The sequence below is a fragment of the Spirillospora sp. NPDC046719 genome, assembly GCF_040645715.1.
Classification (GTDB): domain Bacteria; phylum Actinomycetota; class Actinomycetes; order Streptosporangiales; family Streptosporangiaceae; genus Spirillospora.
This window is the reverse complement of the sequence record NZ_JBEYYT010000403.1, coordinates 1-8,574: the sequence shown is the minus strand read 5'-3', so window position 1 is coordinate 8,574 and position 8,574 is coordinate 1. Positions and strand designations below refer to the sequence as shown.

General features: G+C 72.2%; 8 protein-coding genes. 6 read left to right on the top strand and 2 right to left on the bottom strand.

Annotation, left to right across the window (positions count from 1 at the left end; genetic code table 11):
- Positions 1 to 173: 173 nt before the first annotated feature.
- A complete protein-coding gene (trpD, locus tag ABZ914_RS40880) occupies positions 174 to 1,220 on the bottom strand; it encodes an anthranilate phosphoribosyltransferase (RefSeq protein WP_500200002.1) in 1,047 nt (348 codons plus the stop codon).
- 106 nt (positions 1,221 to 1,326) lie between these two features.
- On the bottom strand, positions 1,327 to 1,752 hold the full coding sequence (locus tag ABZ914_RS40875) for a response regulator transcription factor (protein WP_151544428.1): 426 nt from the start codon (positions 1,750 to 1,752) through the stop codon (positions 1,327 to 1,329).
- A 160-nt stretch (positions 1,753 to 1,912) separates the two neighbouring features.
- Between ABZ914_RS40875 and ctaE the strand changes: the two genes are divergently transcribed.
- From ctaE to ABZ914_RS40845, 6 genes are all read left to right on the top strand, one after another.
- Positions 1,913 to 2,599 (top strand): aa3-type cytochrome oxidase subunit III, encoded by a 687-nt coding sequence (gene ctaE / locus ABZ914_RS40870; RefSeq protein ID WP_433138587.1) that lies wholly within the window; start codon positions 1,913 to 1,915, stop codon positions 2,597 to 2,599.
- Positions 2,600 to 2,638: 39 nt separating this feature from the next.
- Positions 2,639 to 3,550, top strand: a complete 912-nt coding sequence (gene qcrC / locus ABZ914_RS40865) for a cytochrome bc1 complex diheme cytochrome c subunit (protein WP_208269937.1) — start codon at positions 2,639 to 2,641, stop codon at positions 3,548 to 3,550.
- Positions 3,547 to 4,662 carry a cytochrome bc1 complex Rieske iron-sulfur subunit gene (gene qcrA / locus ABZ914_RS40860; protein ID WP_190867335.1) on the top strand — a complete coding sequence of 372 codons (1,116 nt, stop codon included), beginning with the start codon at positions 3,547 to 3,549 and terminating at the stop codon, positions 4,660 to 4,662. Before qcrC ends, qcrA begins: the two co-directional genes overlap by 4 nt.
- Entirely contained in the window at positions 4,659 to 6,293 is a 1,635-nt protein-coding gene (gene qcrB, locus ABZ914_RS40855; protein WP_500200000.1) for a cytochrome bc1 complex cytochrome b subunit, read from the top strand. The genes qcrA and qcrB overlap by 4 nt, the downstream gene beginning before the upstream one ends.
- Before the next feature lie 175 nt (positions 6,294 to 6,468).
- Positions 6,469 to 7,596, top strand: coding sequence for a glycosyltransferase family 4 protein (locus tag ABZ914_RS40850; RefSeq protein ID WP_500199998.1), 1,128 nt, complete (start codon positions 6,469 to 6,471; stop codon positions 7,594 to 7,596).
- 106 nt (positions 7,597 to 7,702) lie between these two features.
- Positions 7,703 to 8,512: a hypothetical protein gene (locus tag ABZ914_RS40845; RefSeq protein ID WP_500199996.1), complete on the top strand. Its 810-nt coding sequence runs from the start codon at positions 7,703 to 7,705 to the stop codon at positions 8,510 to 8,512.
- Positions 8,513 to 8,574: the final 62 nt, after the last annotated feature.

Below are 8,574 nucleotides of genomic sequence, written 5' to 3'. Positions count from 1 at the left end.
CCGCCGGGCAGGCCCGCTGCGCTCGCTGCACTCGCTCCGCGTGCCTGTCCGCGAGGTGGCTGAGGTTCCACCTGCCGGGGTCCTGCCGGGGTTGAGGTCCGACCTGCCGGGGTTGAGGTCCGACCTGCCGGGGTTGAGGTTCGAGCTGCCGGGGCTTGGATCGTCCCCCTGGGTCAACGGTGCGCTTGGGAGACTTCGATCCAGCGGTCGAGGAGGGTGGCGGCGGCGCCGGAGTCGACGGCCTCGGCGGCGCGGTCGCGGGCGGCGGCCAGCGTCGGGGTGAGCTCGTCGGCGGACGGGGCGCCCTCGTAGGCGGTGATGAGCGCGGCGGCGTTCAGCAGGACCATGTCGCGGACGGGCCCCTCCCGGCCGGCGAAGGTCTCCCGCGCCACCCGGGCGTTGAAGGACGCGTCGGCGCCGCGCAGGTCCTCCGGGCGGGCCGGGGGGATGCCGAGCGCGGACGGGTCGAAGGTCGTCTGCGTCGCCGTCCCGTCGCGCACCACCCACACCGTCGAGGTGCCGGTGGTGGTCAGCTCGTCCAGGCCGTCGTCGCCGCGGAACACCAGCGACGAGCAGCCCCGCGCGGCGAACACGCCCGCGATCACGCCCGCCATCCGCGGATGGAACACCCCGACCGCCTGCGCCCCCGGCCGCGCCGGGTTCGTCAGCGGGCCGAGGAAGTTGAACACCGTCGGCGTGCCCAGCTCGCTGCGGGTCCGCGAGGCGTACCGCAGCGCCGGGTGGAAGCGCGGCGCGAAGCAGAAGGTGATGCCGGTCTCCGCGACGACCGCCGCCGTCGCCTCCGGGGACAGGTCGATCGCGACGCCGAGGTGCTCCAGCAGGTCCGCGGCGCCGCAGGACGACGACGCGGCCCGGTTGCCGTGCTTGACGACCCGGACGCCGGACGCCGCCGCCACCACCGCCGCCATCGTGGAGATGTTCACCGTGTGGGCGCGGTCGCCGCCGGTGCCGACCAGGTCCGCGATGCGGCCCGGCACGTCCACCGGGGTGGCGTTGTCCATCATGCCGTCGGCGAGGCCGGACACCTCCGCGACGGTCTCGCCCTTGGCGCGCATCGCGACCGCGAACCCCGCGATCTGCGCGTCGGTGGCCTCCCCGGCCATGATCGTGTTCATCGCCCAGGCGGTCTCCTCGCTGGTCAGCGACTCGCCGTCGAGCAGGGCGTTGAGCAGTGCGGGCCAGGTCGTGCGGGCGTCCATCTATCCCCCAGGTGCGGTGGGTCCGGAGGGAGCGCGCCGGGCTCGTCCCGACCCGGCCGGGGTGCGGACCGGGGCGGCGCCCAGAGCCTCCCCGGCGAAACGGTCTTTACAGGGCCGGAAGGCGGTTCTCGAGACGCCAGCGCATGAGGCCGGCGAGCTCCTTCGCCAGCGCCATCGGGTCCAGCGGAAGGCTCACCACGGCGTCGGCGCGCGACCAGGTCGCCAGCCAGCCGTCGTCGCGCCGCCCGATGATCGCCAGCACCGGCGGGCAGTCGTACACCTCGTCCTTGGCCTGCCGGCAGACGCCGAGACCGCCCGCGGGCTGCGCCTCGCCGTCCACGACCAGGACGTCGATGCCGCCCTCGTCGAGCCGCGCCACCACGGCGGGCTGGGTCGCGCGCTCGACGAACTCCACCTGCGGAAGATCGGCGGCGGGGCGTCGCCCGATCGCCATCCGGATCTGTGCGCGGGTGTTCGCGTCGTCGCTGTAGACGAGAACCTTCATCGGGCTCTCCGGGGCGGTGGTGCTCATGACACGGAAGGCTACCGGTTCGTCCCCGCGCGCACGAGATCCAGGTCATGTTTCCCCGTGTCGCGGCCACCGGAAGGCCAGGTGCGGGCAAAGATCGCCGGGCCCCGCGGCACCGTGCCGGAGGCCGGGTGACACGTTCGGGAACTCTAGGAGGGGGGTCATGCGTCACTCACGGGATAGGGGCGCAATAATGCTGCCCGTGACAGCATCCGCGATAGAGACAACACCTCACGCACGGGCGAACCGTCCCAATCTGGTCAGCGTGGGGACGATCGTTTGGCTGTCGTCCGAGCTGATGTTCTTCGCGGCGCTGTTCGCGATGTTCTTCACGATCCGCTCTGTGACGATCGGCCAGTCCGGGCACGACGCCTGGCCGGGCGCACCGCTGAACCTGCCGCTGTCGACGGCCAACACGACCGTGCTGGTGCTGTCGTCGGTGACCTGCCAGTGGGGCGTGTTCAAGGCCGAGGCCGGCAAGGTCGGCCGCGACGGCGGCCTGCTGAACGTCGCCCGCTGGGGCCTGCGCGAGTGGTACGTCCTGTCCTTCCTGATGGGCCTCTACTTCGTGGCGGGACAGGCCTTCGAGTACTACAGCCTGGTCACCAAGGACGGCCTCACGTTCTCCTCGTCGGCCTACGGCTCGGTCTTCTACCTGGCCACCGGTTTCCACGGTCTGCACGTCATCGGCGGCTTGGTCGCGTTCCTGTTCGTCCTCGGCCGGACGTTCGCCGCGAAGCGATGGACGCACGAGCAGGCGACGAGCGCGATCGTCGTGTCCTATTACTGGCACTTCGTCGACGTGGTGTGGATCGGCCTGTTCTCGGTCGTCTACCTGCTCGACCACTGACCCGCTGACCACCCAGACATGACCCGAACGGGGATTTCCGTGAGAAGGATCACCGCATGGCGACGGCGCCCCTGGGCGGGCTACGCCGTCGTGCTGGCGGCCCTGGCGGCGATCGGCGTCATCTACGCCGGTTTCTCGCCGCAGACTGGACGCGCCGAGGCGGAGAGCACGGCCCAGGCGGCGCAGGACCTGAAGAACGGCCAGCAGCTGTTCGACAAGAACTGCGCCAGCTGCCACGGCCTGAACGCCGAGGGCACCAAGGACGCCAAGGGCAAGCCGATCGCGCCGAGCCTGCTCGGGGTTGGGGCGGCCAGCGTCGACTTCCAGGTCAGCACGGGCCGCATGCCCGCGATGAGCCCTGGTGCGCAGTTCCCGCGCAAGACGCCGATCCCCGCCTTCAACACCCAGATCAAGACCGACTACGAGGACGAGGCCAAGCGCAAGGCGGCCGAGCAGCAGAAGGCGCAGGCCGAGAAGAACCTCGCCGACCTGCGGGCCTACATCTCCTCGCTCGGCGGCGGCCCGGAGGTCCCGCCGGCGTCGGCGACCGACCCGACCAAGGGCGACGTGGCGCTCGGCGGCAAGCTGTTCCGCACGAACTGCGCCCAGTGCCACAACTTCACCGGGCAGGGCGGCGCGCTGACGGGCGGCAAGTACGCCCCGCCGCTGTCCAAGAGCGACGTCACGCCCACGCAGATGTACGAGGCGATGCTGACCGGCCCGCAGGCGATGCCGGTGTTCAACGACACCACGCTCACCCCGCAGGACAAGCAGGCGATCATCTCCTACCTGGTGCAGACCCGCGAGCAGCCGAACCCCGGCGGTAACGGCCTCGGCCGCATCGGCCCGGTGTCGGAGGGCCTGGTCGGCTGGCTGGTCGGGCTCGGCCTGCTGGTGATGGCGGCGATGTGGATCACCGCGAAGAAGCCGAAGAAGCTGAAGAAGTCATGAGCGACGAGAACAAGGACACCGCCGGCTCGAAGGAGCCCGGCGAGGGCGGCGGCGCGCACGGGCGCGTGATCGGCACGCCGTCTCCGGCGAGGGACAGGACCCTGCTCGCGCAGGACGACATCTCCGCGCCCGCGGGCGTCGGGGAGGAGCTGGACGAGGCGTCGGCCAAGCGCGCCGAGCGCGTCGTCGCGACGTTCTTCCTGCTGGCGTTCGCCGCCAGCGTGGCGTTCATCGCGTACTACATCGGCTGGAGCGGCCGCAACGGCGGCATGCACGGCGTGACCCGGACGCGCGAGTCCAACTACTGGCTCGGCGGCCTGATGGCGCTGTCGTTCCTCGCGCTGGCCGCGGGCGTCACCATCTGGGTGCGCCGGCTCATGACCAGCAAGCCGATCGTGCAGGAGCGGCACAACCTGCAGGCCGACGAGGAGACCCGCGCGGCCTTCACCCAGGACTTCCTGGAGGGGGCGTCCGACAGCGGCCTGACCAAGCGCCCGCTGCTGCGCCGCACGCTGCTGCTGGCGGCGGCGCCGCTCGGCCTGGCGCCGCTGGTGCTGCTGCGCGACCTCGGCCCGCTGCCGGAGAAGCGGCTGCGCTCCACCTACTGGGGCGAAGCCGTCAAGAAGGCGCAGGCGCAGGGCAAGAAGGGCGTCCGCCTCGTGGTGGACGGCACCAACAAGCCGCTGCGGGTCAGCGACTTCTCCTCGCCCGGCGGGATGATCACCGTCCTGCCCGAGGGCATCGAGGAGGGCGTGCCCGAGGACCAGGTGCTGACGCAGAACGCGAAGGCCGTCACCATCCTGATCAACGTGCCCGAGAACGAGTTCAAGCCCGCCAAGGGACGCGAGAACTGGCACATCAACGGGATCGTGGCGTACTCGAAGGTCTGCACGCACGTCGGCTGCCCGGCCGCGCTCTACGAGCAGACCACGCACCACATCCTGTGCCCGTGCCACCAGTCGACGTTCGACGCGACCGACGCGGCCAAGGTCGTGTTCGGCCCGGCGGCGCGTCCGCTGCCGCAGCTCCCGCTGGCGGTCGAGGACGGCTACATCGTCGCGACGAGCGACTACCACGAGCCGATCGGCCCGAGCTTCTGGGAGCGCGGATGAGCGAGGCGACAGCCGGGGCCACGGCTCCGAAGGCGGTCGAGGGACCGCTCAACTTCATCGACGACCGGCTCGGTTCCACCACCTTCTTCAAGCGGAACATGAAGAAGGTCTTTCCGGACCACTGGTCGTTCATGCTGGGCGAGATCGCCCTGTACTCGTTCATCATCCTGCTGCTGACCGGGACGTTCCTGACGCTCTGGTTCAAGCCGAGCATGAACGAGGTCATCTACAACGGCTCGTACACGCACCTGAAGGGCGTGCAGATGTCGGAGGCGTACGCCTCCACGCTGCACATCAGCTTCGACGTGCGCGGTGGCCTGCTCATGCGGCAGATCCACCACTGGGCGGCGATCCTGTTCATGGCGTCGATCCTGGCGCACATGCTGCGGGTGTTCTTCACCGGCGCCTACCGCAAGCCGCGCGAGCTGAACTACCTCATCGGCATCAGCATGTTCGTCCTCGGCATGCTGGAGGGCCTGTTCGGGTACTCGCTGCCGGACGACCTGCTGTCCGGCACGGGCCTGCGCATCACCCAGGGCGTGCTCGAGGCGATCCCGCTGGTCGGCACGTACGGCTACATGTTCCTGTTCGGCGGGGAGTTCCCCGGCCAGGACATCGTGCCGCGCCTGTACATGCTGCACATCCTGCTGATCCCCGGCCTGATCCTGGGCCTGGTGACCGCGCACATGATGATCATGTGGGTGCAGAAGCACACCGCGATGCCGGTGAAGAACCAGACCGAGCAGCAGGTGTACGGCTACCCGTTCTACCCGGTCTTCATGGCCAAGACGGGCGCCTACTTCCTGTTCACCTTCGGCGTCATCGCGCTGCTCGGCGCGTTCGCGCAGATCAACCCGATCTGGCTGTTCGGACCGTACGATCCGGGCGCCATCTCCGCGGGCTCCCAGCCGGACTGGTACATGGGCGTCCTGGAGGGCGCGCTGCGCATCATGCCGAACTGGGAGGTCAGCGCCTGGGGCCACACGGTCAGCTTCAACGTGCTGATACCGGCGACGATCCCGCTCGGCATCGTCTTCGGCGGCGCGATGGCCTGGCCGTTCGTCGAGCAGTGGGTCACCGGGGACAAGCGGCACCACCACGTCAACACCCGTCCGCGCAACGCCCCGATCCGCACCGCCACCGGCATCGCGGCGGTCACGTTCTACGGGCTGCTGTGGCTGGCGGGCGCGAACGACGTCCTGGCCGACAAGTTCGACCTCTCCCTGTACGCCACGACCTGGTTCTTCCGGGTGACGATCTTCGTCGGGCCGTTCCTGGCGTTCATCATCACCAAGCGGATCTGCCTGGGGCTGCAGCGCAAGGACGCCGACGTCGTCGGGCACGGCGTGGAGTCCGGCGTGATCCTCATGTCGCCGGAGGGCAGGTTCTCCGAGCGGCACGAGCCGGCGCGCGAGGAGCAGCGGGCGGTCCTGCTGTCGAAGGAGAACAGCCGTCCGGAGGCGCCGCAGCGCGACGCCAACGGCATCCCGGCCGCGAAGGGCCCGCTCGGGCACCTGCGGTCGCGGCTGAACCGGGCGTGGACCTTCGACGACATCCCGGTCGAGGAGCACGAGCACGGCGAGCACGCGGAGATCGAGGGCGGCAAGCAGTCGCACGAGATCAGCCACTGATCGCGGAGCCCGATCGAAGGGCCCGGCACCGGACGACGGTGCCGGGCCCTTCGCTTTGCCCGGCCCCTGCCCGCCCGGCCCCTGCCCGCCAGGTCGCCGCCCGGTGCGCCGATGTGCGCGCTGCGCGGCGTTCCGGCTGCTCGGGGGCGGTGCGGGGTCCGTATCCTGGCCGACGATGACCAAGACCCTGGTGGTGACCAACGACTTCCCGCCCCGTCCCGGCGGGATCCAGGCGTTCGTGCACGGCCTCGCCGTCCGGCGCCCGCCCGGCTCGGTGGTGGTGTACGCGCCGGCGTGGAAGGGCGCGGCGGCGTTCGACGCGGTGCAGCCGTTCGACGTCGTCCGGCATCCCGGGTCGCTGATGCTGCCGGAGCCGGGCGTACTGCGCCGCGCGTCCGCGCTGCTGCGCGCGGAGCGCTGCGACTCGGTGGTGTTCGGCGCCGCGGCGCCGCTGGGGCTGCTCGCGCCGGCGCTGCGGCGGCGCGGGGCGGAGCGGATCGTCGGGATCACGCACGGGCATGAGGCGGGCTGGGCGTCGCTGCCGGTCGCGCGGTCGCTGCTGCGCCGCATCGGCGACGACGTGGACGCCCTCACCTACCTGGGCGAGTACACCCGGTCGCGGATGGCGCGCGCGCTGTCCCCGGCCGGTGTCGCGCGGATGGCGCGGCTCGCGCCGGGCGTCGACGAGACGCTCTTCCGCGCCGGAGCCGGCGGCGCGGAGATCAGGGCGCGGCACGGCCTGGCGGACCGTCCCGTCGCGGTGTGCGTGTCCCGGCTGGTGCCCCGCAAGGGGCAGGACGCCCTGATCCGGGCGTGGCCGCGGGTGCTGGCGACGGTCCCCGACGCGGCGCTCATGCTCGTCGGCGGCGGCCCGTACCGCGCGGAGCTGGAGCGGCTCGCGGCGTCCGAGGGCGTGGCCGGGTCGGTCGTGCTCACCGGCAGCGTGCCGTGGGAGGAGCTGCCCGCCCACTACGACGCCGGGGACGTTTTCGCGATGCCCTGCCGGACGCGCCGCCGCGGCCTGGACGTCGAAGGGCTCGGCATCGTCTACCTGGAGGCGTCGGCGACGGGCCTGCCGGTCGTCGCGGGCGACTCCGGCGGTGCCCCCGACGCCGTCCTCGACGGCGAGACGGGCGTGGTGGTGCCCGGCCGGTCGGTGCCGCGGGTCGCGGACGCGGTCGCGGGCCTGCTCGCGGACCCGGAACGGGCCGCGGCGATGGGCCGCGCGGGCCGCGCGTGGGTGGAGCGGGAGTGGCGCTGGGAGGTGCAGGCGGCCCGCCTGGACGCCCTGCTGCACGGCTGACCCGGCGGATGTGGCGCCGCGGTCACGGCCCCGGACCCGGTGCGCGGCCAGAAGCATACGGCCGCCGCGTATCGCACGCCCCGTGCCGGGTGACAGGATGCGCAGTATGGAGAACGCGGACATCGAGGATGTGTGGGCACGGGTTCCCGGCGAGACCGCGCGGTGGCTGCACGACCTGGATCCCGACCACTGCTACTCGGGGTTCGAGCCGCCCCGCAACCCCGACTCCGCCTGGCTCTTGCACGCGATGTACGCGTGGGAGGAGGGCCTGGTCACCACGACGCACGACGACGTCCACCAGTCGGTGCTGGGGGCGGGGCTGGTGGAGCCGCCCGACCCGGCCGGTGAGGCGCCGGGCGACGTGGGCGACCTGCTGGAGGGCGCGATCGTCACCGGCACCGAGCTCGGCCGCAGCGGCGACCCCGGCGCGGGCTGGCGGCGGCTGCGCTGGCGGGAGCTGGCGCGCGGGTTCGGCGAGCCCGCGGTGCCGGAGGGGGAGCTGCCCGGCAACCGCTGCCTGCGGCAGGGGCATCCGGCGGGGAGCTGGTCGGCGGCCATCCGGCCGCCCGCGGAGGGCTGCCTGGACCGGGAGAGCTGGCACCGGCTGGTCGGGGTGCTGCTGCGGCACAGCCCGGCCGGCGCCGCCACCCGCTGCCTGGCCTACTACTGCCCGCTCGTCACCGCGGACTGGGACGACGAGACGGTCCTGTCGGGCCGGCTGGGCGACGCGGCCCGGCTGTACGACCACCCGGCGATGACGAGCTGCCCGTCCGACCTGTGGGCGGAGGACCGCTCCTGGGTCGTGTACTGCGACTGGGACCTGTGGGGCACGAAGGTCGTCGGCCCGACCTCGCTCGTCCAGGCGCTGCTGGACGACCCCGAGCTGGAGGCCGTCCGGCTGCCCTGGACCCGCTAGCCGCGCGCGGTCCCGGGACGGGGCCCCCGACCCCCCCCGCTTGCCGGGCCGCGCGCCCGCCC

What these genes read in the sequence shown, in the direction of transcription:
- trpD (WP_500200002.1), bottom strand. Translation starts at nt 1,220, where the DNA reads ATGGACGCCCGCACGACCTGGCCCGCACTGCTCAACGCCCTGCTCGAC.
- ABZ914_RS40875 (WP_151544428.1), bottom strand. Translation starts at nt 1,752, where the DNA reads ATGAGCACCACCGCCCCGGAGAGCCCGATGAAGGTTCTCGTCTACAGC.
- qcrB (WP_500200000.1), top strand. Translation starts at nt 4,659, where the DNA reads ATGAGCGAGGCGACAGCCGGGGCCACGGCTCCGAAGGCGGTCGAGGGA.
- ABZ914_RS40850 (WP_500199998.1), top strand. Translation starts at nt 6,469, where the DNA reads ATGACCAAGACCCTGGTGGTGACCAACGACTTCCCGCCCCGTCCCGGC.
- ABZ914_RS40845 (WP_500199996.1), top strand. Translation starts at nt 7,703, where the DNA reads ATGGAGAACGCGGACATCGAGGATGTGTGGGCACGGGTTCCCGGCGAG.
- ctaE (WP_433138587.1), top strand. Translation starts at nt 1,913, where the DNA reads ATGCGTCACTCACGGGATAGGGGCGCAATAATGCTGCCCGTGACAGCA.
- qcrA (WP_190867335.1), top strand. Translation starts at nt 3,547, where the DNA reads ATGAGCGACGAGAACAAGGACACCGCCGGCTCGAAGGAGCCCGGCGAG.